This is a genomic window from Streptomyces hundungensis (assembly GCF_003627815.1).
GTDB lineage: Bacteria > Actinomycetota > Actinomycetes > Streptomycetales > Streptomycetaceae > Streptomyces > Streptomyces hundungensis_A.
In genome coordinates, this window is record NZ_CP032698.1 from 7,765,766 (window position 1) to 7,791,609 (window position 25,844).

At 70.8% G+C, this 25,844-nt stretch carries 25 protein-coding genes; 8 read left to right on the plus strand and 17 right to left on the minus strand.

What is annotated here, in order from left to right; genetic code table 11:
• Positions 1–148: 148 nt before the first annotated feature.
• The 4 genes from DWB77_RS34480 to proP all read right to left on the minus strand — a co-directional run bounded on the left by DWB77_RS34480 (position 149) and on the right by proP (position 4,628).
• A complete protein-coding gene (locus DWB77_RS34480) occupies positions 149–547 on the minus strand; it encodes a tautomerase family protein (protein WP_120726326.1) in 399 nt (132 codons plus the stop codon).
• Between the two features lie 183 nt (positions 548–730).
• Entirely contained in the window at positions 731–1,654 is a 924-nt protein-coding gene (locus tag DWB77_RS34485; RefSeq protein WP_120726328.1) for a glutaminase, read from the minus strand.
• A 116-nt stretch (positions 1,655–1,770) separates the two neighbouring features.
• Positions 1,771–2,727 carry an SDR family NAD(P)-dependent oxidoreductase gene (locus DWB77_RS34490; RefSeq protein WP_162952669.1) on the minus strand — a complete coding sequence of 319 codons (957 nt, stop codon included), beginning with the start codon at positions 2,725–2,727 and terminating at the stop codon, positions 1,771–1,773.
• A gap of 449 nt (positions 2,728–3,176) precedes the next feature.
• On the minus strand, positions 3,177–4,628 hold the full coding sequence (gene proP / locus DWB77_RS34495) for a glycine betaine/L-proline transporter ProP (RefSeq protein WP_246033735.1): 1,452 nt from the start codon (positions 4,626–4,628) through the stop codon (positions 3,177–3,179).
• A gap of 298 nt (positions 4,629–4,926) precedes the next feature.
• On the opposite strand from proP, the gene DWB77_RS34500 reads away from it, so the two are divergent.
• Positions 4,927–5,841: an aminoglycoside phosphotransferase family protein gene (locus DWB77_RS34500; RefSeq protein ID WP_216826884.1), complete on the plus strand. Its 915-nt coding sequence runs from the start codon at positions 4,927–4,929 to the stop codon at positions 5,839–5,841.
• Between the two features lie 156 nt (positions 5,842–5,997).
• Here DWB77_RS34500 and DWB77_RS34505 read toward each other — a convergent pair whose 3' ends face one another.
• Together DWB77_RS34505 and DWB77_RS34510 are read right to left on the minus strand one after the other, a co-directional pair.
• A complete protein-coding gene (locus tag DWB77_RS34505; RefSeq protein ID WP_120726335.1) occupies positions 5,998–7,320 on the minus strand; it encodes an aldehyde dehydrogenase family protein in 1,323 nt (440 codons plus the stop codon).
• 160 nt (positions 7,321–7,480) lie between these two features.
• Positions 7,481–8,416, minus strand: coding sequence for an EamA family transporter (locus DWB77_RS34510; protein WP_120726337.1), 936 nt, complete (start codon positions 8,414–8,416; stop codon positions 7,481–7,483).
• 68 nt (positions 8,417–8,484) lie between these two features.
• On the opposite strand from DWB77_RS34510, the gene DWB77_RS34515 reads away from it, so the two are divergent.
• Positions 8,485–9,348 (plus strand): LysR family transcriptional regulator, encoded by an 864-nt coding sequence (locus DWB77_RS34515; RefSeq protein WP_120726339.1) that lies wholly within the window; start codon positions 8,485–8,487, stop codon positions 9,346–9,348.
• A 40-nt stretch (positions 9,349–9,388) separates the two neighbouring features.
• Here the strand turns inward: DWB77_RS34515 and DWB77_RS34520 are convergent, their stop codons facing one another.
• Positions 9,389–9,739 (minus strand): PRC-barrel domain containing protein, encoded by a 351-nt coding sequence (locus DWB77_RS34520; protein ID WP_120726341.1) that lies wholly within the window; start codon positions 9,737–9,739, stop codon positions 9,389–9,391.
• Positions 9,740–9,984: 245 nt separating this feature from the next.
• Between DWB77_RS34520 and DWB77_RS34525 the strand changes: the two genes are divergently transcribed.
• Positions 9,985–10,248, plus strand: coding sequence for a DUF5133 domain-containing protein (locus DWB77_RS34525; RefSeq protein ID WP_246033736.1), 264 nt, complete (start codon positions 9,985–9,987; stop codon positions 10,246–10,248).
• Between the two features lie 70 nt (positions 10,249–10,318).
• On the opposite strand, the gene DWB77_RS34530 is transcribed toward DWB77_RS34525, so the two are convergent.
• On the minus strand, positions 10,319–10,633 hold the full coding sequence (locus DWB77_RS34530) for a hypothetical protein (protein ID WP_120726345.1): 315 nt from the start codon (positions 10,631–10,633) through the stop codon (positions 10,319–10,321).
• A gap of 142 nt (positions 10,634–10,775) precedes the next feature.
• On the opposite strand from DWB77_RS34530, the gene DWB77_RS34535 reads away from it, so the two are divergent.
• The 3 genes from DWB77_RS34535 (at position 10,776) to DWB77_RS34545 (ending at position 14,360) form a co-directional block, all read left to right on the plus strand.
• Positions 10,776–10,970 carry a CsbD family protein gene (locus DWB77_RS34535; RefSeq protein WP_120726347.1) on the plus strand — a complete coding sequence of 65 codons (195 nt, stop codon included), beginning with the start codon at positions 10,776–10,778 and terminating at the stop codon, positions 10,968–10,970.
• Between the two features lie 388 nt (positions 10,971–11,358).
• Positions 11,359–11,715: a VOC family protein gene (locus tag DWB77_RS34540; RefSeq protein WP_120726349.1), complete on the plus strand. Its 357-nt coding sequence runs from the start codon at positions 11,359–11,361 to the stop codon at positions 11,713–11,715.
• A 260-nt stretch (positions 11,716–11,975) separates the two neighbouring features.
• Positions 11,976–14,360 carry an ATP-binding cassette domain-containing protein gene (locus DWB77_RS34545; protein ID WP_120728580.1) on the plus strand — a complete coding sequence of 795 codons (2,385 nt, stop codon included), beginning with the start codon at positions 11,976–11,978 and terminating at the stop codon, positions 14,358–14,360.
• 137 nt (positions 14,361–14,497) lie between these two features.
• On the opposite strand, the gene DWB77_RS34550 is transcribed toward DWB77_RS34545, so the two are convergent.
• The gene (locus tag DWB77_RS34550; protein ID WP_120726350.1) at positions 14,498–14,677 is read right to left on the minus strand and encodes a hypothetical protein; all 180 of its coding nucleotides are present in this window, start codon (positions 14,675–14,677) and stop codon (positions 14,498–14,500) included.
• A 251-nt stretch (positions 14,678–14,928) separates the two neighbouring features.
• Here DWB77_RS34550 and DWB77_RS34555 point away from each other — a divergent pair, with 251 nt between their 5' ends.
• Entirely contained in the window at positions 14,929–16,296 is a 1,368-nt protein-coding gene (locus DWB77_RS34555; protein ID WP_120726352.1) for a serine hydrolase domain-containing protein, read from the plus strand.
• Between the two features lie 22 nt (positions 16,297–16,318).
• Here DWB77_RS34555 and DWB77_RS34560 read toward each other — a convergent pair whose 3' ends face one another.
• The 4 genes from DWB77_RS34560 to DWB77_RS34575 all read right to left on the minus strand — a co-directional run bounded on the left by DWB77_RS34560 (position 16,319) and on the right by DWB77_RS34575 (position 19,509).
• Positions 16,319–16,723, minus strand: a complete 405-nt coding sequence (locus tag DWB77_RS34560) for a DUF4440 domain-containing protein (protein ID WP_120726359.1) — start codon at positions 16,721–16,723, stop codon at positions 16,319–16,321.
• A gap of 87 nt (positions 16,724–16,810) precedes the next feature.
• Complete coding sequence (locus DWB77_RS34565; protein ID WP_162952670.1) at positions 16,811–17,773, minus strand: SMP-30/gluconolactonase/LRE family protein; 963 nt, start codon at positions 17,771–17,773, stop codon at positions 16,811–16,813.
• 286 nt (positions 17,774–18,059) lie between these two features.
• The gene (locus DWB77_RS34570; RefSeq protein ID WP_120726363.1) at positions 18,060–18,329 is read right to left on the minus strand and encodes a GlsB/YeaQ/YmgE family stress response membrane protein; all 270 of its coding nucleotides are present in this window, start codon (positions 18,327–18,329) and stop codon (positions 18,060–18,062) included.
• A 328-nt stretch (positions 18,330–18,657) separates the two neighbouring features.
• Positions 18,658–19,509 carry a polysaccharide lyase family 7 protein gene (locus DWB77_RS34575; RefSeq protein ID WP_120726365.1) on the minus strand — a complete coding sequence of 284 codons (852 nt, stop codon included), beginning with the start codon at positions 19,507–19,509 and terminating at the stop codon, positions 18,658–18,660.
• Positions 19,510–19,764: 255 nt separating this feature from the next.
• Between DWB77_RS34575 and DWB77_RS34580 the strand changes: the two genes are divergently transcribed.
• A complete protein-coding gene (locus tag DWB77_RS34580) occupies positions 19,765–20,403 on the plus strand; it encodes a VanZ family protein (protein WP_120726367.1) in 639 nt (212 codons plus the stop codon).
• Positions 20,404–20,654: 251 nt separating this feature from the next.
• On the opposite strand, the gene DWB77_RS34585 is transcribed toward DWB77_RS34580, so the two are convergent.
• The 4 genes from DWB77_RS34585 to DWB77_RS34600 all read right to left on the minus strand — a co-directional run bounded on the left by DWB77_RS34585 (position 20,655) and on the right by DWB77_RS34600 (position 25,679).
• Positions 20,655–20,969: a hypothetical protein gene (locus DWB77_RS34585; protein WP_120726369.1), complete on the minus strand. Its 315-nt coding sequence runs from the start codon at positions 20,967–20,969 to the stop codon at positions 20,655–20,657.
• A gap of 118 nt (positions 20,970–21,087) precedes the next feature.
• Positions 21,088–23,175, minus strand: coding sequence for a SpoIIE family protein phosphatase (locus tag DWB77_RS34590; protein WP_120726371.1), 2,088 nt, complete (start codon positions 23,173–23,175; stop codon positions 21,088–21,090).
• A gap of 173 nt (positions 23,176–23,348) precedes the next feature.
• Positions 23,349–23,672, minus strand: coding sequence for a helix-turn-helix transcriptional regulator (locus tag DWB77_RS34595; RefSeq protein ID WP_120726373.1), 324 nt, complete (start codon positions 23,670–23,672; stop codon positions 23,349–23,351).
• 156 nt (positions 23,673–23,828) lie between these two features.
• Positions 23,829–25,679 (minus strand): M1 family aminopeptidase, encoded by a 1,851-nt coding sequence (locus DWB77_RS34600; protein ID WP_120726374.1) that lies wholly within the window; start codon positions 25,677–25,679, stop codon positions 23,829–23,831.
• Between the last annotated feature and the right edge of the window lie 165 nt (positions 25,680–25,844).

Sequence of the window (25,844 nt, forward strand, 5' to 3'; positions counted from 1 at the left end):
GGTGCTGACGTGGTCACGAAGACTGAGGAGGCCACTGTGGACGGTCGTACGCGCCCTGTCGAGAGCGCGATCTTCGAGAGCGACGCATCCACGCCAAGGCGGCTCAGGGCAAGTGCGACACCTGCCCGGCCCGGCGCACCGCCACGGTTCAGTTGTCGGCGGGGGCGGGGGAGTACTGCGCCGTGCCATGGCCCAGCGACCAGTCGATGGAGCTGTTCTCGGTGAGCGTGATGAACACGTTGCGCGGTTCGGTGCCCGAGTAGGCGTGGGCGAGTTCGGCGATCCGCCGGTAAAGCGCCCGTTTCCGCTCCGGCGTCCGCCCCGCGCGCAGGGTGATCGCCACGTACACGATGCCGTCGTCGCGCGGGATCCCGAGGTAGTCGTCGTAGCGCAGCGCGCTGCGGGTCCCGTCATGGCCCACCAGGACCTGGAACCGGTCGTTGGACGGGATGTCGAGTGTCTCCACGAGGGCTTCGTGCACGGCGCGCCCGAGCGCGTCGAGGCGCTCGCCGTCGGCGCCGAGGGCATCGATGCGGACAAACGGCATGGGGGTTCCTCTCTCCAGTACGTCGGCCGAGCACACCGGGCCGCGCAAGGGTGCCACGACGTCTCTGGCGGGGACAGTCACTGTACATACTAGTAGGTACAGAAGAGATACGCGGTCGCAGGTCCGGAATGCCTGCTGGCGCCAAGCAGTAACTCCGCAGAGTGTCAGCGATTTGACTGAGCGTCAGAAAACCGAAAGCCCCGTGAGGGTCGTGAAGCGGTCCAGGGCCGCCACTCCCGCCACCGAGTTGCCGCGCTCGTCCAGGCCGGGGCTCCAGACGCAGAGGGTGCAGCGGCCGGGTACGACCGCGATGATGCCGCCGCCGACGCCGCTCTTGCCGGGCAGTCCCACCCGGTGGGCGAAGTCGCCGGCCGCGTCGTAGGTGCCGCAGGTCAGCATCACCGCGTTGATCTGCTTGGCCCGGCTTCGGGTGAGCAGGGACGAACCGTCGGCGAGTATGCCGTGCCGGGCCAGGAAACCGGCGGCCCGCGCCAGGTCGGCGCAGGACGCTTCGAGGGAGCACTGGCGGATGTACTGGTCCAGGAGGTCCGGCACCGGGTTGGTGATGTTGCCGTAGGACGCCATGAAATGGGCGAGCGCGGCGTTGCGGTCGCTGTGGGCGGCCTCGGAGGTGGCGACCTGCTCGTTGAACCCGAGCCGGTCGTTGCCGGACTCGGCCCGCAGGAACGTGCGCAGGGTGCCGGCCGCGTCGCCGGTCAGGGTCTGGAGGCGGTCGGTGACGACGAGCGCGCCCGCGTTGATGAACGGGTTGCGCGGGATCCCCGCCTCGTACTCCAGCTGCACCAGCGAGTTGAAGGGGTTGCCCGAGGGTTCGCGCCCGACGTGCTCCCACAGCTCCTCGCCTTCCCGGGAGAGGCACAGCGCGAGGGTGAAGACCTTGGTGATGGACTGGGTGGAGAAGGGGTGCTGCCAGTCACCCACCCCGTACACGGTGCCGTCGAGTTCGGCGACGGCCATCCCGAACCGCCACGGGTCGGCCGAGGCCAGGACGGGGATGTAGTCGGCCAGGCGACCGCGGCCCGGGGTGGCGGCGATCTCGGTGGCGATGCGGTCCAGGACCGACTGGAAGGACGGGGACACGCTCAACTCGCTCCGGCTATCTGCGGCACTGCACGACCCCACCACCCTACGGCCCCGACGACACGCGTCGTACGCCGCCGCCCAGGTGGGGGGCGGCGAGTCCCCGCCCATCCCGGTGTGGGCTACGGCCGCGCGAAGCCGAGGTGCGGGTCGGTGCCGGTCAGTTCACCGCTGGCGGCCCACAGAGCGGCGGCGACGACAGGGTCGGCCATGTGGGCCGGGACGGGCTCGAGCCGCGGAGCGCCCCGCAGGCCGAAGACCTTGGGCCCCCAGAGCTGCCCGCCCCGCACCTCCGGGTCGAGGACGGCGCGCACGATGGGCCAGGCACCGGCGTCCTTGCCCTGCACCAGGAGCCCGGCGGGCAGGCCGCGCAGCCGCTCGCCGGGAGTGGTCACATGGATCGGCGGGCGGGACGGGGTGAGGGAGTCCAGGGCGCCCCCGGGGTGGGCGACCACGCTCAGGACCGTGCTGTGCAGGGCACGCAGATGCCGGTCGAGTGCGAAGCCGAAGGACATCTGCGCCACCTTCGACCGCCCGTAGGTGCGCTTCGGTCGGTAGTCCTCGCGCGACTGGAGATCGCCCAGGTCGAGTCGCTCGGAACGCGCCGCGAAGCTCCCCACCGTCACGACGCGGGCCGCGGGCGCCGCCGAGAGCAGGGGCGCCAGGTGCTGGGTGAGGGCGAAGTGGCCGAGGTGGTTGGTGGCGAACATCAGCTCGTGGCCGTCCTTGGTCTCGCGACGCGGCGGGTCGTCGAACGCGACCCCCGCGTTGTGGACCACGGCGTCGAGATGACCGAGGTCGAGCCGGTCCGCAGCGCCTTTCAGGGACGAAAGATCGGCGAGGTCCAGTGGGAGATGGCGCAGGTGTGCCCCGGCGACGCGTGAGCGGATCGAGGCCATGGCGGCGCCGGCCTTCGCCGCGTCCCGACTGCCCAGCACCACGACGGCGCCGGTGGCGGCGAGCTGCTCCGCCACGAAGTAGCCGATGCCGGCGTTGCCCCCGGTGACCAGGAAGACCTTGCCCCTGGCCGAAGGGAGCCGGTGGACGTCCCATGAGCGGTTCTGGGATGCGGAAGACACGATGACGTACTCCTTGTGCTGGGGCAACGTGCTCACGGAGGAGCACCGGCCCGTCCAACGTCGCACCCTGTACCGACAGGCCGCCGACACGGCAAGGCCACCGCCGACAGACTCCCGACACGCCATATTCGGGTGCCGACCGATCCCGGTGCTGGATACGGTGACGGCCAGGGGGCGCCCGGTGCGCAGGACATGGGTACTTCGGTGCCAGCGGTCCGGGTCCGCCCGGCGGCCGGGAGCGATCCCGGTAGTGGTGTAAGCAGCACACTGGCTTAATTCACTACCCATAGCCGACCTGGATCTCGGGCGCCCCCTGTCCGAACACCACGCCTGCGGGCCGCGCCTCGGGCCGGGCCGAAACGCAACAGGCGCACGACAAGAGCGAGGGGGCCTCCCCGGCGGGAAGCCCCCTCGCCCATCCGCTCCGCACCCCGCGGAGCCCGGCCGTGTCAGGCGCGCTGCGCGGCGACGAGTTCCGCCGCCTCCTCGTCGGTGGCGACCGACGGCGGCGAACCCTCCAGCGGCTTGCGGGCCGTCTCCTTCATGGCGATCGCGGCCACCAGACCGACGAGGCCGGCCAGCATCGTGTAGAAGGCGGGCATCAGGTCGTTGCCGGTGGCGCCGATCAGACCCTGGACCACGAGCGGCGTCGTACCGCCGAACAGCGAGACCGAGATGTTGAACCCGATGGAGAGCGAGCCGTAGCGGATCGCGGTCGGGAACAGGGCGGGCAGCGCCGAGGACATGGTGCCCATGTAGCAGACCAGGGCGAGGCCGAGCACGAGCAGACCGATGAAGACCGCCGCCGTGCCGCCCTGCTTGATGAGCAGGAAGCAGGGCACCGCGAGCACGATGAAGCCGAGGGAGCCACCGATGAGGACCGGCCTGCGGCCGACCCGGTCCGAGAGCCGGCCCACCGAGTTGATGAGCGCCATCAGCACGATCATCACGGCCACGATGGACATCAGGCCGCCGGTCTCGTCGAAGCCGAGCGTGGAGAGGTACGTCGGCATGTACGAAAGCAGCATGTAGTCGCAGATGTTGAACGCGGCCACCAGCGCCAGACAGAGCACCATCGCCCGACCGTTGCCGAACAGGATGCGCTTGAGCGGCAGCTTCTCGTGCTCGACGGCGGAGGGGCCCGCCTCCTCCAGCTTCTTGAAGGCGGGCGACTCGTCCAGCTTCAGCCGCAGATACAGGCCGACGATGCCGAGCGGCCCGGCCACCAGGAACGGGATCCGCCAACCCCACTGCTGCATCGCGTCATCGCTGAGCAGCACGGTGAGCGCGGTCACCAGGGACGCGGCCACGGTGTAGCCGATCAGCGTGCCGAATTCCAGGAACGAGCCCCAGAACCCCCGGCGCTTGTCCGGCGCGTACTCCGCGATGAAGGTGGCGGCGCCGCCGTACTCGCCGCCGGTCGAGAAGCCCTGGACCATGCGGCAGAGGATGAGCAGGACGGGCGCCCAGATGCCGATGGTCGCGTAGCTCGGGATGAGGCCGATGGCCAGCGTCGCGGCCGCCATCATGATCATGGTGAGCGCGAGGATCTTCTTCCGCCCGACCCGGTCGCCGAGCGGCCCGAAGAACATGCCGCCGAGCGGCCGGACCAGGAAGGCGGCGGCGAACGTCGCCAGAGACGCGATGACCTGCATGGTGTCACCGGCGCCGGAGAAGAAGACCTTGCCGATGATGACGGCGAGATAGGAGTAGACGCCGAAGTCGAACCACTCCATGGCATTGCCCAGGGCCGTGGCCTTGACCGCGCGCTTGACGGCGGCCTCGTCCGTGACCGTGATGTCCGAGCGGCGCAGCGCGGGATTGCGCCTGCGATGTATCGCCCGGAACAGCGAACGGTGCCGGGTGACTGCCTCTGGTTGGTGATCCTCGGTGCTCAGCACGCAACGTCTCTCTCGTTCGGCAACAGAATGGTGCGGTGGGGTGGGGCCTTCGCCGGACGGCTCAGCCGCCGGCGGCGTCGCCCGTCGGGTCCGCTCCCCGTACGGCCATGTCGTCGCACCCCATGAAAACCGCCTCCACCTGCGTTGATCGCGTTTTCCGACAGGAATACGTCTGGCCGCTTCCACTGATCTCAAACGGGGAGGCCGCGGGCAGGGCGTTGGGGACGGGGCCGGGTCGGCAGAGCGCGGGCCGCGAAACGGTTTGACGTCGGGCGTGCCCGACGCTGGGATGACGCTCATGAGCGCGACGCGGATGCACCCCGATGAACACCCCATGAGCGACGCCCTCGTGAGGCGGCTGATCGCCGGGCAGTTCCCGCGGTGGGCGGGGCGGGCGGTGGAGCGGTTCGCGTCCGGCGGCACGGTCAACGCCATGTACCGCCTGGGCGACGATCTGGTCGTACGGCTGCCTCTGGTGGCGGGCGGAGCCGGCGATGTGCTGAGGGAGCAGGAGTGGCTGCCCCGCCTCGTGCCTCTGCTGCCGACAGCCATCCCCGAGGTGCTCGGCTTCGGGCAGCCCGCCGAGGGGTATCCGTGGCCGTGGTCGGTGTACCGCTGGCGGGGCGGCGAGAACCCGGAGGCCGGAGCGGTGCGGGAGCCCGTGGCGCTGGCCGAGGACCTGGCCGGGTTTGTGACGGCGATGTGGAGCGTCACGCTGCCCGGGGCCCCAACGGCCCACCGGGGCGGGCCCCTTGACTCCCTCGACGAGGAGACCCGCCAAGCCATTCGGCTGCTGCGCGGCATCCCGCAGGAGGGCATCGACTGCGACGCGGCGGAAACGGTGTGGCAGGACGCGCTGCGGGAGCCCGACTGGGACGGCCCGCCGGTATGGCTGCACGCCGACCTCATGCCGGGCAACCTCCTGGTGGAAGGGGACCGGCTCACGGCGGTGATCGACTTCGGGTGTGCCGGCGTCGGCGATCCGGCGTGCGATCTGTTCCCCGCCTGGAACCTGCTCCCCGCCGACGGACGGCAGGCCTTCCGTGAGGCGCTCGGCGTGGACGACGCGATGTGGCGGCGCGGCCGCGCCCGCACCCTCTCCCAGGCCCTGATCGCGCTGCCCTACTACCGGAACACCAACCCGGCGATGGCGCGCAACGCCCGCCATGTGATCGCAGAGGTGCTGCGGGAGCGGGACCGGGTCGCCAACTAGCTTATACAGGCGCCGAGTTGGCGGTACGCACGCGTCGGCGCCCCCGGCCGGGTGGACGACCTGGCGGGGGGCGCTACGGGGCGGGTTGAGCCGAGCGGCATGTCCCATGCCTCGGGATGGGGCGGCCGAGTGGCTTTCCCGTGTCTCGGGGTGGGGTCAGCCGAGCGGCTTCTCCAGTACGGCCTTGCGGTGGCTGAACGTCTCGATCGAGTAGCGGCCGTGGTAGTTGCCCATGCCGCTCTCGCCGACCCCGCCGAACGGCAGGTCGGAGACGGTCAGATGGGCGAGCGGAAGGCCGAAGCCCAAGCCGCCGGAGGACGTCTCCGCGGCCAGGCGCGCGCGGGTGGCGTCCGACTCGGTGAAGGCGTACAGGGCGAGCGGCTTGTCGCGGTCGTTGATGAACGCGATGGCCTCGTCCAGGTCCGCCACCGTGACGACGGGCAGGATCGGCCCGAAGATCTCCTCCCGCATCACGGGCGAGGTGGGGTCGACGTCGGCCAGGACCGTCGGCGCTATGTACTTGGTGGCCCGGTCGGTGGCGCCTCCGGTCACGGTCCGGCCGGAGTCGAGCAGTGCGCTGAGCCGGTCGAAGTGGCGCTCGTTGACGATCCGCCCGAACTCGGCCGCCTCGCGCGGCTCGGCGCCGAAGAGCCGCTCCACGGCGCGGACGAACTCCGGCTCCAGTGCGCGGGCGGTCTCCGGGTCGGTGAGGACGTAGTCCGGGGCCACACAGGTCTGCCCGGCGTTGAGGAACTTGCCGCGTACGAGACGATCGGCGACCACGGACAGATCGGCCCCCCGGTCGACGAACGCCGGGGACTTGCCGCCCAGTTCGAGGGTGACCGGGGTGAGGTGCTCGGCGGCGGCCCGCATCACGATGCGGCCGACCGTGCCGTTGCCCGTGTAGAAGATGTGGTCGAAGCGTTCCGCCAGGAGCGCGGTGGTCTCGGGCACGGCGCCCTCCACCACGGCGACCGCGGCGGTGTCGAGGTAGCGCGGCAGCAGCCGGGCCAGCGCCGCGGAGGTGGCCGGAGCCAGCTCGCTGGGCTTGACGACCACGGCGTTGCCGGCCGCCAGCGCGCCCAGCATCGGCGTCAGCAGCAGCTGGACCGGATAGTTCCAGGGGGCGATGACCAGGACGACGCCCAGCGGGTCGTACTGGGTGTGGGCCGTCGCGTCCGCGCCGAGGTGTGCCGGAACCGGGGCGGGCTCGGGCCGCAGCCACTCGGCGAGGTGGTCCAGGGTGTGGTCGATCTCGCGAACGGTGAAGTCGATCTCGGTGCGGAAGGCCTCGGTGGAGCTCTTGCCGAGGTCGGCGTGGAGGGCCTCCGCGAGGTCGGCGCCGTGTGTGGTGAGCATCTCGCGGAGTCGGCGCAGCTGGTTGGTGCGCCACTCGACGGGCTGGGTGTGGCCGGAGCGGAAGGTGGCGCGCAGCCGCGCGACGATCTCGGCGGGCTGCTCGGGGGTGTGGTCGTTCACGGTGCCTCGCTGATCAGTGCCGACCCGGCGGCGGGGGGCCGCCGGATCTCTCCGAAAGGTTCGATGTATATGCCAACCATTGGGATCGGCCATTGATTCCGGCTCTGCGGCGACTACTTCCTGTGACCAGTACGGCACGCGGGGAAGTGTCGGAGTGGGCTCAACGGCCGCCGCCCGAGCGAACCGCCCCCACGCTCGCCGCGACCACCATCGCGATCGCCGCGCACTGCGTCGCCGAGAGACCTTGGTGCAGGACGAGATAGCCCGCCAGCGCGGCGAGTGCCGGAGCCAGCGCGGTCAGGACCGCGAAGGTCGCGGCGGGCAGTCGGCGCAGGGCGAGCAGTTCCAAGGTGTAGGGCACCCCCGAGGACACGATCGCGATCACCAGGCCGAGACCGAGCACCCCCGGTTCGAGCAGCGTGCCCCCGGCCGAGCCGATACCGAGGGGCAGGCTCACCAGCGCGGCGACGGCCATCGCGATCGCCAGGCCGTCCAGACGCGGAAAGCGGGCGCCCGTACGGGAGTTGAGCAGGATGTACGCCACCCACATCGCCGCGGCCCCCAGCGCGAAGGCGACGCCCGCGACGCTGAGCCGGTCGAAATCGCCCCGGCCGAGCAGATACACCCCGGCGAGTGCGAGAGCGGCCCACAGCAGACCGGCCGCGCGCCGCGAGACGATGACCGACAGCAGCAGCGGACCGAGCACCTCGAACGTGACCGCGGCGCCCAGCGGAATCCGGTCGATGGCCTGATAGAAGAGGATGTTCATGCCGCCGAGCGCCAGCCCGAAGCCGCAGGCGACCGCCCAGTCGGCCCGCGTGTGACCGCGCAGCCGGGGCCGCGCCACCGCGAGGAGCAGTACGGCCGCGAACGCCACCCGCAGTGCCACCGTGCCCAGCGCCCCGGCCCGGGGGAACAGCAGCGCGGCGAAAGCGGATCCGAACTGCACCGACACGGTCCCCGCCAGCACCAGGCCGACACCGGCGAGCGTGCCGCGGCCCGCCGAATGTCGGGGGAAACCGGGCGCGGACGTGGTCGGGGGTGTGGTTGTAGTGGGGGTCGTGAACGTGGGGGAGTCGAGCGCCGTCGATGTCATGGCCCCACGCTAGGAAGGGGATCGGGCCGTGTGAAATGCCGAATTCGACGCGGTTATGCTCCCCAGGCATGACCATCGAGCTGCGGCACCTCCGAGCCTTCCTCGCCATCGCCGACGAAGGCAACGTCACGCGGGCCGCGGCGCGTCTCCATCTGAGTCAGCCGGCGCTCTCGCGCACCCTGCGCCAGTTGGAGGACCACTTGGGCGTCCGTCTCGTCGACCGCTCCACCCACCACCTCGGTCTGACCCGGGAGGGCCACACCTTCCGCGACAAGGCCGCCGCCGCGCTCGCCGCCGTGGACACCGCCCTCGACCCCGGCGGTACGCGGGGGTGGCCGCTGCGTCTGGGACACACCTGGGCCGCACTCGGCGACCACACCGTCGCGCTGCTGCGCCGCTGGGACGAGACGTGGCCCGGCACCCCGCTGGAGCTGCTCCGCATCGACGACCGCACGGCCGGTCTCAGTCAGGGCAAGGTCGACGCGGCCCTGCTGCGTGGCGCGGTCACCTGCGCCGGGCTGCGTACCGAACTCCTCGTCACGGAGCGGCGGGTGGTGGTCATGGCGGCGGACAGCCCGCTCGTCGCGCTGCCCGACGTCACGCTGGCGGACCTCGCCGCCCACCCCATCGCCCTCAACACGGTCTCCGGTACCACCTCGATGGAGCTCTGGCCGTCCGGCGCGCGCCCGGTCACCACCCTTGAGGTGAGCAACACCGACGAATGGCTGATCGCGGTGGCCGCCGGCCGTGCGGTGGGGGTCTCCACGTCGGCCACCCCGAGCAACTACGCGCACCCCTCGCTGGTCTACCGCCCGCTCGTGGACGCGCCGCCCGTCCCCGTCGTCCTGGCGTGGCGCGAGGGCCCGGGGCACCCGTCCGTCCCCGACCTGCTGGCCCTCGCACGCCAGGTCCTCGCGGCCGGCGACGCCTGAGCCGTACGGGACCGCCCGAGGCGCGGCCCGGGCGCCACACCTACATGCGGGGCTGGCCGTAGTACCGCGCGAACCGCTCCAGATACGAGGGCTCACCGGCGTGCTCCGCCGGGTCGTACTCGGGGGCGTCGCGGATCTCCTCCTTGGTCCGGCCGACCCGCACCGTCCGCTCGGCGGTGTCGATCCGTGTGATGGTGCCGACGGGCAGCAGCACCCGCTTGCCGAAGATCCATACGCCCGTGTCGACCACGAGGTAGGCGGCGCCCACGGTTTCGGAGTGTTCGTCGATCTTGCCGATATGGCCGTCGGTGGCCTCCACCCGGTAACCGACGAGCTCAACTCCCGCCCGGTATCCGGCAGTTGGGTGGTAGTCCCAGATGTCGTCGCTCACAGCACTGCCTCTCCGGTCCCTCGGTCCCTGCGGCCGAACCGCTCCTCGATTGCGGCGAACGTACGCCGACGACCCGTCCGCCGCACTTCGACCCCGGCCGCCGGGTGACGCACAGTGATGCTTCGGGGTGCGAATAGTGGGGGTGTGGGTCACGATGGGGCGCGGTCAGGGCCGGGCCGTCGACCGAGGGTTACGCGGGGTGCCCGGAGCGGCGTCGGCGCCACCGCCTCCATGCCCTTCGTCCGATGCCGGAGCACACGATGCTGTCGCCCCACTGGTACGTCGTCCATGAACTCCTGTCCCTGCTCCGCAGCCGGGAGCGCAGGGCCGCGCGGTCGCCGCTGGACTCGGGGGCCCGCCAGGCCCGGGACGACGCCGCGTACACGCTGTGCGTCCTGATGGGGGAGCGTTCGGTGGCCGCCGCCGTGGAAGCCGCCGAACGCCATCTCGCGCGCTGTCGGCGGGCCGCGCCGCCCGGCGTCGCGACCGCCCCGCACCGGACCCGCTGACGGCCGCGGCTCACCTGCGGGGTGGGCGCCCAGGAAGGGGCGGGCGCCCGGCGTCAACCGGCCCTGTGTGTCAGGCGGTTCGGGGAGCCACGAACACGATGACGGAAGCCACCTGCTCGCGCTTGGGGTGGGTGTCGGCGCCGCCGAGCCCGTAATGGGTCTCCACGCGCTGGACGACCAGCGGGTGGCCCGTGATCCACAGCGTGACGGTCTGCCCGACGACCGGAATGGGCAAGGGGCCCTCGAACATGGCGAGTTCGACCGCTTCGGCGTCGTCCGTGGCGTGGACGAACGTCATGATCTGGCGGGTGCGCGCGAAGTCCTGCTCGAAGTCGACCTTGTCGCGGGCGGCGAGGGTGGCGGTGATGGCGTCGGGAAGGCTCATGGAGCCATCATCCCGTGCCGCCGGACCGGCGCCCTCCGCCGGGGGCATCCATCCGGCCGGACGGGCGCCCGCTCGCCGGGCGCATTGGTGGTGCATGTCCTAGCTTGGGATCGTCAGTGATCCCGACCGGTAGGAGTTCGCCATGGGCGACAGCGCCATGGACAAGATCAAGGGCAAGGCCAAGGAAGCCGCGGGCAAGGTCACCGGTAACGACCGGATGGCCGCCGAGGGCAAGACGGACCAGGCGAAGGGCAAGACCAAGGACGCCATGGACACCATGAAGAAGCGTGCCCAAGGAACCAGGGACTCGCTGACAGAGGAGCGCGACGACATCTGAGCGGCCTTCAGAAGCCCCCGACCGTCTCCGGCCGGGGGCTTCGCCGCGCGCCCGGCCCTCCGCCGTGCGCGCGCCCCGCCAAGCCCCGCCCGCCAAGCCCCGCCCGCCCCGCCGCGCCCCCCCGCCCCGCCGTGCCCCCGCCCGGCCGTGCGCCCGCCCCGCCGAGCCCCCCCGGCCGTGCGCGAGGGCACCGCGAGCGGCCCGGCACGCGGTGATCGGCCCTTCGATGCAACCGATCAGGAACGGAGAAGCGCGGCCGACAGGGCGGAGCTAGCGTGATCAACACCTCGGGCTTCCGGTCCGGAACCCGGCCTCGGGAGACCACCCCGAGACCGAGGTGATGACCGGCCGGACCGGCTCGATGCGACCCACGACTTCAGGAGCGACCATGACCAACGCCTCTTCCACCCAGGGAATCAAGACCGTGCTGCACCCGGTGTCCGACCTGGCCGCCGCGAAGGCGGTGTACACCGCGCTGCTCGGCGTCGCGCCCACCACCGACGAGCCGTACTACGTCGGTTACGAGGCCGAGGGCCAGCAGATCGGCCTCGTGCCGAACGGCGCCGAACAGGGGATGGCCTCGCCGGTCGCCCACTGGCACGTGCCCGACATCGAGGCGAAGCTCGCCGAGGTGATCGCGGCGGGCGCCAAGGTCAAGGAGCCGACGCGCGACGTCGGCGGCGGCCGACTGGTGGCCACGTTCACCGACCCCGACGGCAACGTCCTCGGACTGATCCAGGGCTGATTCAGCACTGCCCCGGGGCCGATCCGGCGGGGCTGATCCAGGGCCATGGGCCGCGCGCCGGCCGGACGGGCGGCCCGCCCCGCCGGCCGCCCCCGGCGAGCGGGCGGCAACCGTTGCCGCGGCCGCCCCGACGAAGTAGAACCGTACGTACCGCGCACAGCCGACCCAACCGACGCACGACGCACAACCGCGCCGAGCCGGGCGACACCGGCGGAGGCCACCGACGTGCCCCCGCCCTACCGATGGAGAACGCGATCAGCATGGCCAAGAGGACGGACACGCGGACGCCCGCGCCCCACGCCGCTGACAGCCACGACATGATCCGCGTGCACGGGGCACGCGTGAACAACCTCAAGGACGTCAGCATCGAGATCCCGAAGCGCCGTCTGACGGTGTTCACGGGCGTCTCCGGTTCGGGCAAGAGCTCGCTGGTGTTCAACACGGTCGCCGCGGAGTCGCAACGGCTCATCAACGAGACGTACAGCGCCTTCGTGCAGGGCTTCATGCCGACGCTCGCGCGCCCCGAGGTCGACGTGCTCGACGGCCTCACCACCGTGATCACCGTCGACCAGCAGCGGATGGGCGGCGACCCGCGCTCCACCGTCGGCACCGCCACCGACGTCAACGCCATGCTGCGCATCCTCTTCAGCCGGCTCGGCAAGCCGCACATCGGCTCGCCCAAGGCGTTCTCCTTCAACGTCGCCTCCATCAGCGGCGCCGGCGCGGTCACCGTGCGGCGCGGCGGCCAGGAGGTGAAGGAGAGGCGCAGCTTCAGCATCACCGGTGGCATGTGTCCGCGCTGCGAGGGCCGCGGCTCGGTCACCGACATCGATCTGACGCAGCTCTACGACGCCGGCAAGTCGCTCAACGAGGGCGCTTTCATGATCCCCGGCTACACCGGCGGCGGCTGGAACTCCCGTCTCTACATCGAGTCCGGCTTCTTCGACCCGGACAAGCCGATCGCCAAGTTCACGAAGAAGGAGCTCCAGGACCTGCTCCACCGCGAGCCGACCCGGATGAAGATCGCGGGCATCAACATGACGTACGAGGGACTGATCCCGCGCGTCCAGAAGTCGATGCTGTCCAAGGACACCGACTCGATGCAGCCGCACATCCGGGCCTTCGTGGAACGGGCGGTCACCTTCACCACCTGCCCCGACTGCGACGGCACCCGGCTCAACGAGGGCGCACGCTCTTCGAAGATCAAGCGGAAGAACATCGCGGACCTGTGCGCGATGGAGATCAGGGACCTCGCCGAATGGGTCCGCGCCCTGAAGGAGCCCTCGGTGGCGCCGCTGCTCGCGACGCTCCTCGAAACGCTCGACTCGTTCGTGGAGATCGGCCTCGGCTATCTCTCCCTCGACCGGCCTTCGGGGACGCTGTCGGGCGGCGAGGCCCAGCGGGTCAAGATGATCCGTCACCTCGGCTCCTCGCTCACCGACGTCACCTATGTCTTCGACGAGCCCACCATCGGGCTGCACCCCCACGACATCCAGCGCATGAACGACCTGCTGCTACGGCTGCGCGACAAGGGCAACACGGTGCTCGTCGTGGAGCACAAGCCGGAGACGATCGTGATCGCCGACCATGTCGTCGACCTCGGCCCCGGCGCGGGCACGGGAGGCGGCACCGTCTGTTTCGAGGGCACCGTCGAGGGGCTGCGCACCAGCGGCACCATCACCGGCCGCCACTTCGACGACCGGGCCGCGGTCAAAAACGAGGTGCGTCGGCCCAACGGCACCCTGGAGATCCGTGGCGCCTCGGCCCACAACCTGCGGAACGTCGACGTCGACATCCCGCTCGGCGTCCTCACCGTCGTCACCGGTGTCGCCGGGGCCGGCAAGAGTTCCCTCGTGCACGGATCCATCCCGGCCGGCGAGGGTGTCGTATCGGTCGACCAGAGCCCGATCCGCGGCTCACGCCGCAGCAACCCGGCCACGTACACCGGGCTGCTCGACCCGATCCGCAAGGCGTTCGCCAAGGCCAACGGGGTGAAGCCGGCACTGTTCAGCCCCAACTCCGAGGGCGCCTGCCCCACGTGCAACGGCGCGGGCGTCATCTACACCGACCTGGCGATGATGGCCGGGGTCGCCACCACCTGCGAGGAGTGCGACGGCAAGCGGTTCGAGGCCTCGGTCCTCGACTACCACTTCGCGGGCCGCGACATCAGCGAGGTGCTGGCCCTGTCGGTGGCCGAGGCGACGGAATTCTTCGGCACGGGCGAGGGGGCGACCCCGGCCGCGCACCGCATCCTCACCCGGCTCACCGATGTGGGCCTCGGCTACCTCAGCCTCGGCCAGCCCCTCACCACCCTCTCCGGTGGCGAGCGCCAGCGACTCAAGCTCGCCACACACATGGGGGAGAAGGGCGGGGTGTACGTCCTCGACGAGCCGACGGCCGGGCTGCACCTCGCCGACGTCGAGCAACTCCTGGGCCTGCTCGACCGGTTGGTGGACTCCGGCAAGTCCGTCATCGTGGTGGAGCACCATCAGGCGGTCATGGCCCACGCGGACTGGATCATCGACCTCGGCCCGGGCGCCGGCCACGACGGCGGCACGGTCGTCTTCGAGGGCACTCCCGCCCAACTGGCCGCGGCCCGCTCCACCTTGACGGGTGAACACCTCGCGAAGTATGTCGGCGCGTGAGGCGGGCCGCTCGCTCCAGTGACGTGCTTCAGAAAAGTGCTTCAGTGACGTGCTTTCTCAAGTGACGTGCTGGGACGCCCAGTTGGGAAAGGTCACCATGCCGGGCAGGAGCAAGCGGGCTGCCCCACCTGCCCGAGTCACGCCGCTCGGCTGTACGCCGCTTCCTCGTGGCGCCGCTCGATCACCAGGAACGCGTCGCTTTCGAGGTCCATGACCACCGTGGCCTGCCGACCCCGCCTCCTGAGCTGAGCCGCGAGCTCCTCGGCCGGCCACGAACCGCGCGGGCCGCCTGCGGGAAAACGCCCAATCACCGACATGGCAGCAGCCTCCCCTTGTTGAACCGTCGTCTGTACGGTGCTTCTGCCCTCGAATCCCACCGACATGCCCGGGGCGCGTACGGAGCCCGGCCGCAACCGCCCCCGCCGAAACGCCGCGCGCCCCGCCTTGCCGGAGGAGGAGCCCGGCGCGGCTGTACGATCTCGGCCGCACGGCCGCCCCCGGCCGACTGCTCGGCCAACCTCCTTGCTCCAGTGGGACATCGAGTAAGCACAGAAGGACGTCGCTCGTGATGAGAACGAAGCTCGCGCGTTCGGCGGCCACGCTCGCGACCGCCCTGGTCCTCGTGGCCGGGAACGCGGCCGGCGCGGTGGCGGGAAACCCGGAAAGTACGGGAGACATGGGAACGACGGGTCATGCGGTGAACGCCTTCCGCCCGTCCGGCGACGACGCCCGGAGCGACCCCGCCCCCAGCCTCCCCGAGGTGCGCGCCGCGCTGATCCGTGTCATGGACGCGGGGGCGCCCGGCGCGTTCGCGGTGATCCGGGATCACCTCCACCCGGAGCGCAACGGGTCGCTCGCCGTCGGCGAGGCCGACCTCGACGGCACACCCATGTGGGCCGACGCTCGCTTCAGGGTCGGCAGCAACACCAAGATGTTCACCTCGGTCCTGGCGCTGCGCCTCGCCGAACAGGGCCGCCTCGACCTCGACAAGCCGCTCCGCGACTATCTGCCGTCCGGGACGATTCCGGCGAGCTGGCCGATCACCGCCCGACAGGTCCTCGAACATCGCGCCGGGGTCTATGACCACGTCAACGACCTGCTGGAACAGAGCGGCGAGGAGACCACGGCCGCGTTCGAGGCGCGGATCCGCGACACCGTCTACGACCCCCGCGCCCTGGTGTCCCTCTCGGTGAAACACGGGCTGCAATTCCCACCCGGAAGCGCCTACGCCTATACGAACACCGGCTTCGTGCTGATGGGCCTGGTTGCCGAGCACCTCTCGGGCCGGCCCTACGCCGAGCTGTTGCGCGAGCAGATCCTGGCACCGTTGGGGCTGCGCCGGACGTCCTTCACCGTGCCCGAGAAGCGGATCGTGGGGCCGCACGCCAGCGGGTATCTGACCCACGACAACCCGCGCGAGCCGCTGCTCGACGCGACCGAGCAGACCGGGTCCTGGATCTGGAGCGCGGGAGGCATCGTCTCCTCGGCCCGTGACCTCGACCGGTTCCTGACCGCGCTGCTCGCGGGGAGCGCCGGAGGGCTGATCTCCGACGACTCGCTGCGGCAGATGACCCGGTCCCTGCCCACGGGCGTGCCCCGGATCGCCTACGGACTCGGGCTACGGCAGATCGCCCTGTCCTGCGGCGTGGTGCTGGGGCACGGCGGGATCGTCCAGGGCTACCAGTCGCAGGCGTTCGCCACGCAGGACGGGCACCGTACGGTGGTCGTCTTCGCCAACGCCTCCAACAACGGCGCCGTCACCCAAGGTCTGATGGACGCCCTTGAGCCCGCGTTCTGCGGGCCGGTCCAGGCGTCCGCGCCGCGTCACTCGTCCAGCGCCACCCATGCCCCATCCGTCGAGAACCAGGCGTCCAACCGGGCGTCCAACAGGGCGTCCGTCCCTGCCGTTCCGGCCGTCGAGGACGCGCGCATGTGACCGGCCCTCCCGGGAGGGCCCCCTACTCGTCGTCCCAGGTCATCGCGCTCATCCGCCAGCCCGCGGGGGTGCGGATGAACTGGGTGCTCTTGCGGCCGACACCCTCGAACCGTAGGCCGTCGCGGATGCCCGACTTGGCGTACTCACTGAGCCGATGGGCGATCGAGCCGTGGACCTCGGTCCGCGCGTGGACCTCCCACTCGGAGAACTCCGTGAGCGTGCCGTCGGTGAGGATCTTCTCCCGGGGCGCGATGAAGGCGTCGAGGCCGTAGACGACGGGTTCGGTCCCTGAGTTGTTGATGATCATCCCCTGGGGGATGAACACCCCGCGGACGACGTCCAGGTCCGGTCGGGCGCCGTCCGTATTGGTGAACGCCCCGAGGAAGGCGCGCATCAGCTGATCGATCTCTGCTTCGGCATCGGTCATGGGTACGTCTTCCACGGGTGGTCGCCTCGCTCACGTCGTCCTGGAACTCGCTGTGGCCGTGCGGAGATTGTCCAGGGAGGGACGTGGCTAGTGCCCGGCGGGGTCGGCTCCGGCCGGAATCTCGTAGATCTTTCCGTCGACGCCGGACCGGTAGAGCTTGCCGGCCGAGAATCCGCGGTCGCCGTGTCCGTAGGTGATCTGCGTGGAGAGGTACAGGCCCGACTGTACGGAGCACAGGGCTCCGGCTTCGGCCCGCCAGATCTGGCCGGCGGCGTGGGTGGCGATCAACGGCCGCCCCTGGCTGTCCAGGGTGAGCCCGTCGGGGAGGGCCAGGGTGTCGGGAAGGCTGGTGGAGATCCAGCGTCCGGGGTGCGCCGGGTCGTCGGCCGGGATGCGGTAGAGCGTGGGCGCGGGGGTGGTCTGGATGACGTAGACCTGGCCGCCGTCGGGGGAGACGGCGATGCCGTTCGGCATGGGGAGCTGGGCCCAGGCGGGATCGACCCGGCCGTCGGGCGTCACCCGGCCGATGTGGCGGCCGCCCACAGTGGTGGTGTAGACGGTGCCGTCGGGGGCGAGGGCCACACCGTCGATGCCGCCGAGGCCCGACGCGTAGGTGCTGACCCGGCCGGAGTCCGGGTCCACCAGGAGGAGCTTCGAGACCGGAAGGAGGTCACCGGTGAGCGAGTGACCGAGGTCGTTCCCCGTGCCCACCAGGAGCTGCCCGTCCGGCCGGACGACGATGCCGCCGTTGGCCCCGACGTTCCCGGTGAGCGCCACAGGCGTGCTGCCGGGGGCGTCGATGCGATAGACGCGGCCGGAGAAGTAGGCGGTGGCGAACATGCGGCCCCGCTGGTCGACGACGATCGACTCGGCCCAGTCGGGCACGCGCGCCACCTGGACGGGCTCGCCCAGCGCGTTCGCCTCGCACGCGGGAGCCGCGTGGGCCGTGGCCGGAGTGAGCAGCGCCGCGGCTGCGGCGAGCGCGGCTGCAAACAGGATGCTGCGGCGGGGGCCTCGTATCGCGGTGCGGGGCGTGTTCGACGGCCTCATCAATTCCCTTCCCTGCCCGGGGTGTTGGGCGCACTCATTGCCGGCACCGGAGTCTTCGATCTTCCGGCTCCGTAGATTGTGCGTCAACAGGGGGCAGGGCGCGGGGAGTTCGGCCGACTTGCCGGGGTGCTCAGGGGTGGGTGATGTCATCGAGGGGGCGCGGGAGGGTGCCCTCGCAGGACCTCATGGCTGCGGCCCGGGCAGCTGACCCACACGCTGAGCCTTGTCGCGTGGGTGAGCCCGGGCCGCGCGGGGTCGTTCTGCTGCCCCTCGGGTGGAGGCGTCCTCAGTGACGGCTGCGGTTGCCGATGAGCAGGCGGTAGATGATGAGCACGATGACCGAGCCGATGATGGCGGCGATCCAGGTCGACAGGTGGAAGAAACCGTTGATGGAGTGGACGTGGAAGATGACCTTCCCGAGCCATCCGCCGAGCAGCCCGCCGACGATGCCGATGATCATGGTGATGAAGCAGCCGCCCGGGTCCTTGCCGGGCATGAGTGCCTTGGCGATGGCGCCCGCGAGCAGACCGATCAGGATCCAGGCGATGATGCCCATGGTGAGTCCGTCCCAACGTCGATGTGTCCGCCCCTTGCGGGCGCGGTGCTGATGGTGAGTGGTGCGGTGGCCGGAGCCCCTGAGTGGAAGGGTGCCCAGGCCATGAACCCCTATGCCAGTCGCATCGTCCATTGGGGTGGCCGGGACGCGACCGGACCCCGCCGGGCCGGGCCGCCCCCGGGCAGCTTCCTGCGCCCGGGAGCGGCCCGCGGCACGGGGCCGCGGGCGATGACCTTCCCACCGAGCCACACATCCGTCGCCGCATTCACATGGGTGGACAACCCATGGGCCGTCCGCCCATGGGCCGTATGGGTGGACGGTCGTGCACTCACCCGTGCGCGACGGTGAGCTTGTAGAAGGCGACGCGGGCCCCCTTCGTCATGCTGCTGGAGGACGACTGGTTGTACGAGCCCGCCTTGAAGTACTGGCGGTAGCTGTTGAAGGAGGACGGGATCGGGTAGTGCGTGGTGCTGCCGTTGACCGTGAGGTCGATGGTGTGGCCTCCCGAAACACCGATCGTGTAGCTCCATGTCTTGCCGACCGGAACATGGCCCACCGTGTGCGACGTCTGGCCGCCCGAAGGGGAGTCCTCCGTGCCGAGGACGATGTCTCCGTTGGCGCGGTAGTACAGCTCGAGCAGCGGCTTGGTGGACGAACCGCCCGTGCCCAGGTGGATCTGCCCGACACAGACGTTGGACGTCACCGACACCACGCGCAGGGTCGCGTTCAGCTGGTGGGTACCGCTGAGCGACCAGTTCGCGGGGCTCCCGTCGCGGTTCATCTCGCGCAGTTCGGAGCGGGCGTAGTGGGAGTTTGGCGTGGTGACGCCCTTTTCCGGCGCCCAGAACGTCATCGCTCCGTCACGGCTGTCCGTGTAGAAGTACGCGTCCTGGAAGCCGTTGGCTCCCTGAAGCCGGGAGGAGGGGATCGTGGTCGGCGAGCCGGGGGAGCCCACCGGCTCCTGGAGCTCCCACACCGACAGGTCGAAGGTGCCTCCGGGGGCGACCGCGGCTTTCGCGGCGGCGGGCCCTGCCGCATCGAGTCCGTTGCCGGACTCGGCGACAACGCCCGTGAAAGCAGGGGCAGTTGAGGGAGATGCGGGGGCCGGCGAGGCGAAGGCGAGACCGCCGACAGCGGCCGCAGCGGTGGCGAGCGGGATGAGCAGGGGGCGTATGCGCATGAGGGACCTCTTCGTGGGGGGCGGGAGGAGGGGGAGAGGGGAGAGGGAGACCGGGGGAGTGGTCGGGCGCGCGGGGGCTCGTTCGCACGTTGTTCCGTATGTTGAACAATGAGTCTGCTTGTGAACGGGGAAACCGTAGGACTCCCGTATGGGCGCGTCAATAGATCTGCGGGCCGCCGTTCTTCGGGGTGCGCCGCGCGGTGATGGCCGAACTCGTCGGGCGTGCGCGGATGCCCAGGGGGTATCCGGGGTGACATGGCATCAGAACCACGGCTTCAACGCCGTACTTGGTCAGCGGTCGCGGCGCGAGTCGCCGTACTGATCGCCGGATTCGTCTGCATGGTGGCCTTCGCGGTGGTGCTGGCCAGGGCCACCCTGGTCCCCTCGCCCATGTCCGTCCGGCTGACCCACACCAACCTGCACCCGGGCGACTCGATCCGCGCCTACCTGGCCCAGCCCAACTGGCGGGACGCCGTCAAGCAGGTGGGCGGCAACGTGGTGCTCGGCATGCCGTTCGGGGTGCTGCTTCCCGTCCTGTTCCCCAGGACGCGCGGGCTGGTGCGCGTGGTGCTCATGACGGCGTTCGTGATGCTGATGGTCGAGGGGGCCCAGGGCCTCCTGGTCACCGGGCGCGCCTTCGACATCGACGACGTCATCCTCAACTCGACGGGCGCCTTCGCCGGTTACCTGCTGCTGGGCCGCAGGCTCGGTCGCGCCCTGCACCCCCGGCGCGAGCACTGGTGGCACCGCCGCCCCGACGAACCCACCGAGGCCGGCAAGGGCAAGCCCGCAGAAACGGCGGCGAGGACGGAGGACGCCACGGACCCTCCCACCCCGTCGTCGAAACGGCGCCTGCCCGCGTTCCTTCGGACGGTGCGGAAACCCGTCCGGTAGGGGCCGCGGGCTGCGGGCCGCGCGGCACCGGCCGCCACTACCGGCCACCGGCCCCGGACCCCTGCTGACCCCACGAACCGTGACCCCGCGAACCGTGACCCCGCGAACCGTGACCCCGCGAACCGTGACCCCGCGAACGGTGAGCCGATAGCGACCGCGACGACGCCCGGACTTCCCCAACTCCCCCCTCCACGAACGGAGTTGGGGGGAACCGGGGGTGCCCGGGCGTCGGCTCGTGGTCCGTTACCGCGCTACTCCGTGATTCCGGTGATGACCGCGTCTCCCAGCGGCGCCTCGTCCTGCGAGTAGCCGGCCGTGCGCAGGGCGGCCCCCACCGTCTCGCGCGCCTGCCGTTCGGCGCTCTCGGTGTCGTCGGCCTCCACCTCTAGGCGGATGCTGAAGGCCGAGGACCCGCTGTAGAAGGTGAGCATCTCCAGGTGCTCCTCCTCGCCTAGCCGCGTCCCGCGTGGATCGGCCGGGCGCAGGGCGCGTTGGAGGGTCTCGGTGCTTGCCTCGGTGCGCTCCGCGAGGAGGGTCCCGGGGATCGTTACGACATAGGTGGTCATAGAGCTACCGGGTGCCCCGTGCGCCGCCCTCGTACACCCAGCCGTGCGGCGAACGGGGGGTGTTCCGGCGCGAACAGGCCGATCGGCCACCCGGCGTACGAAGGCGCGTCCGGCGCCGTCAGGAAGGGCGACGGGAGGGCGTGACCTGGGCGATCAGCAGGGCGATGTCGTCGTGGCCCTGAGGCGGCGGCAACGCGGCCAGGAGCCGGTCGCAGGTCGCCTCCAGGGGGAGCCGGTGATGCGTCAGGGCGTCGAGCAGGGCACGCAACCGGTCGTCGATCGGCTGGTCCCGGGTCTCCACGAGACCGTCGGTGTACAGCACGAGCCGGTCACCGGGAGCGCAGTCGACGGTGGTGGCCCGGAAGGGAACGCCGCCCACGCCGAGCGGAGCTCCGGTGGGCAGTTGCAGGAACTGGGGGGCGCGGCCCGGGCGGTCCCAGATGGGCGGCAGATGGCCCGCGAGCGCGATCCGGCAGGTCGTTCGGTGCGGGTCGTACACGGCGTAGACGCAGGTGGCCGTGGTCTCGTCGAGTTCGGCGGTGATGCGGTCGAGGTGGCGCAGGACGTCGGCGGGGTCCAGGTCGAGGCCCGCGAGCGTCCGCGTCGCGGTGCGCAACTGGCCCATCGTGGCAGCCGCGTTGATGCCGTGGCCCATCACATCGCCCACGACGAGCGCCGTCTTGTCACCGGCCACCGGGATGGCGTCGAACCAGTCGCCGCCGGCCTCGCCGATGGCGGCGGCGGGCTGGTAGCGGTAGGCGACGTCGAGACCGGTGGGCTGGGGCGGCTGGCGCGGCAGAAGGTGCTGTTGCAGGGCGAGGGCCGCGTGCCGCTGTTGCTGGAACCAGCGGGCGTTGTCGATGCAGACGGCGGCCCTGGTGGCGAGTTCGAGCGCCAGGACGGCGTCGTCGTGGGTGAAGGGCTGCGGGTTCCGGGCGCGTTTGAGGTCGAGCGCGCCCAGGACTTCGCCGCGCGCGATCAGCGGAACCGCCAGATAGGAGTGCAGCCCGGCACGCGCCAGCAGTTCGGCGGCCTCGTCGTCGCGGGCGATGTTCACCAGATCACCGGGGTCGACATGGCTGACCAGGACCGGCCGGGCGGTGGTGACACAGCGGGTGACCAGTCGCTCCGCGTTGTACTTGGCGATGTTGCCCGGCGTGTCGGCGGCCCGCAGGGCGTCGGTGGGGTACGCGGCCGCGACGGCCAGCGCCCGGATGGCCACCGGGCCCGACGAGGGGTCGTCGACGGGGACCCGGCCGTCCAGGACGGAGTCGAGGAGGTCGACCGCCGCGATGTCGGCGAGGTCGGTCACGACGAGGTCCGCCAACTCGTGGGCGGTGCGGTTGAGGTCGAGCGTGGTGCCGATGCGCACCGACGCCCGGGCGATGAGATCGAGGCGTCTGCGCGCCTCGGCGGCTTCGTTGGCGGCGTGGAACTGCTCGCTGACGTCCACGATCGAGGTCGCGACACCGAGCACCCGCCCGGCCGGGTCCTCCAGGCGGTAGTAGGACACGTTCCATGCGTGCTCGGTGGCATCGCCCGGAGTCCGCCCGATGGCCGTCTGGTCGAGGAGCGGCACACCGGTCTCCAGGACCCGGCGCATCGTCGCCTCGATGTGCTCGGAGTCCAGGAACGGCAGCGCCTCGTGGACCGTACGCCCGATGTGTTCGGCGGGAGTGACGCCGTTGATCCGGGCGAGGGTGGGGTTGACCAGGACGTAGCGCAGTTCGGTGTCGAGCACGGCGAGGCCGATCGGGGACTGCGACACCAGACGCACCGACAGGGCCAGGTCGCGTTCCACGGCCCGCACGGTCGGCTCGTCCGTGGCGATCCCCAGCGCGTACAGCGCGCCGTGCTCGTCCTGGAGCCGCATGTTGCGGAACTCCACCATCCGGGTGCTGCCGTCCTTGTGGCGGATGGGGAAGACGCCCGCCCAGGTTCCGCCGCCGCCCATCACCCGGGCGAAGAGATCGAGGACCAGCGGGCGGTGCTCCTCGGCGACCAGGAGTTTCGCCGCGGAGTGGCCCAGGGCTTCCTGGGCGTCCCAGCCGAACAGTTCGTGGGCCTGCGGGCTCCACAGGGCGATCCGCCCGGCCTCGTCAAGGACTATGGCGGCCACTCCGAGGACGTCGAGCAGCCCGCCCGGTTCGGACGCGGCGACGCGCATGCGGCCCAGCCGCTCCCCGAATACGTCGGATGCGTTCATCGTCGGCCCTTCGTCAGCCGGTCGGTGCCCTCACTCCTGGCTCAACGCCTTCACCATCTTCTCCCCGCCCGGCGCGATCGGCAGACCAGGCGGCGCAGAAGATCGGGATCGGCACGGAGAGTGACCTGGGCCCACCGGCTCTGTCCCGGACGCGGGCGGACAGGGCCGGACGGTCAGAACGGCTGTTTTCCGCGCTGCTCGTCGTGCTGGGCGAGCGCCGCGAGCAGGGTGGCCACGGTCAGCCCGGCTTCGGCCGGGTGGCGCAGCGGAGTGCCCGGTTCGATGCGGTACGTGTTGGAGCGTCCCTGCCGGGTGTGGGAGAGGTATCCGGCCTCTTCCAGATCGGCGATGATCCGCTGGACGGCACGCTCGGTGAGTCTGCAATGCGCGGCGATGTCGCGAATACGGGTCGAAGGGTCGTCGGCGATCGCGGCAAGCACGCGGGCATGGTTGGTGAGGAATGTCCAGCCCGCGTGTGGTTCAGGTACGGCACCCATTCCCTCAGCGTATGACGTGGCATTCGCGCAAACAATCAGGCGAAAAATGTTTCACGTAATCTCCGTCCCATGTTCCCGGCCCCCACATGGGTTCGCCGCGGACCATGTGTGGGGAAACCACTCACGTCCGCGGCGAACCGTGCGATGTGCCGGGCGTCAGCCCTCGATGCGGTGCTGGGTCCAGAACGAGGTCAGGTCGGTGGTGGTGGCCGCCTGGGCCGCCGCCTTGAACTCGGCCGTGGTCGAGACGCCGTACCAGTGCGAAGTGGCGTAGTCCTTCAGCACCTTGGCCATCACGGAGTCACCGAGCACCCGCCGCAGGTCGTGCAGCGCGCACTTGCCGTAGCCGTAGATCACGGTCGAGTACCGGGAGGAGTGGGCGTCCCAGTACGCCATCGAGTTGGTGATCTTCTCGCTGGTCGAGGTCCACGAGACGCTGTTCCAGCAGCCGGTGCCGGTCTTGTTCTGGGCGAGGTCGGTGGCGTAGTCGGTGAACGCCTCGTCCAGCCAGGGGCTGTTGTACTCGTCGTCGCCGACGATCCCGTACCACCACTGGTGGCCGATCTCGTGGGTGAGCGCCGTGGTGGAGACCAGGTCGAGCACGAAGCCCGGGTATTCCATGCCGCCGAACCAGTAGTTGTTGTCGATCACCGCGTCCAGCTCGCCGTACGGGTAGGCCCCGAAGCGGGCGGCGTGGGTGTCCACGGCGGACTTGGCGGTGGCCAGCATCGACTGGGCGTCGGAGGAGCTGATGCCCGAGACCGAGTAGATGTTGATGGCCGGGCCGGCGGACGAGGTGCCGGAGATCTTGCTGAAGGGGCCCGCGGCCCAGGCGAAGTCGCGCACCTTGGAGGCGGTCGCCGTGGTGATCGTGCGACCGCTGGACCCGGGGGTGTCGACCGAGGTGCCGGTGGCCGGGACCAGGAGGCCGGTCGGGTGGTCGAGGGTCACCTTGAAGTCGGCGGCCAGCGAGTAGAAGGACTCACCGTTGTTTGTGTACGGGTCCAGATGCCAGCCCGCCGCGTCGCGGACGGCCAGGACGGGCAGGGCGTTGCCGATGTTGTTGAACGCCCCGTCGTAGCCGAAGCGGTCGGCGCCGCTGGGCACGGTGATGCCCAGGTCGAAGCCGATGGTCGCGCTCTGGCCCTGGGACAGCGGCGTCGCCAGCGCGATCTTGAGGGCGGTGCAGCCGACCGTGAGGTCGCCCGCCGTGCCCCCGGTGACGTTGCTGACCTTGATCGGCATGGCCGAGCAGGTGCCGTGGTAGTTGTCCCACAGCCTTAGATAGACCTCGTTGAGCGCGGTGGCGGAGGCGTTGGTGAAGGTCGCGCTCTCGTGCCCCGTCCAGCCGGTGCCGCTCGCGTTGCTGCTCAGGTTGACGGTGTACGCGGGCGCGGCCGGGGTGCGCGTGGAGTCGCCGGGCGGGGTGGTGCCGCCGGAGGTGTTGAGCGCGATGTCGTCGAGCACGAAGCTCGTCTGGAGGCTGGAGTCCTCGGTACCGGTGAACACCAGGTTCACGGTCTGGCCGGCGAAGCCGGACACATCGACCGACTTCTGTATGTAGCCGGAGTTCTTGTCCAGATTGGAGTACGTCGCCAGCGTCGTGGTGCCGATCTTCGCCGTCAGCTTGTCGTACGCGGTCGACGAGGTCGTCTCGGCCGTGTCGATGTGCAGCCAGTACGTCAGCGTCGCGGTGCTGCACCCCGAGGGGATGGTGACGCTCTGGGAGAGCGTGTCGGTATGGGTGCTGCCCACACCGTTGAGCCAGGCGAAGGTGGTGCCGCCGTGGGCGGACTCTCCGGCGCGACTGGTGATGACGCTCGTCGACGACTGCGTCCAGGGCGAAGTGCCGCTCTCGAAGCCGCCGTTGGCGACCACCTGGCCCGGGGTGCAGGCGGTGGCGGTGGCCGGCCGGGCCGAAGCCGAGGTGGCGGGAAGGGAGACGGCAGCCAGCGCGGCGACGGCACAGGCGGCCGCCGTGAGGGACTTGTGGGGGGTGGATCTCACGCGGAACTCCTTTGAGGCGGCCGGGATTTCGGCCTGCTCGGTGACCGCCCGGACGGCTTGGGTGCGCCGAGGACGGCCGTGGACTGTGTGCGGCACTTGCACAAGCGCTGAGGTGAGACTCGCGCCCGTCGTCCTGGGTGGGGGCGACGAGCCGGGGGGAAGCTT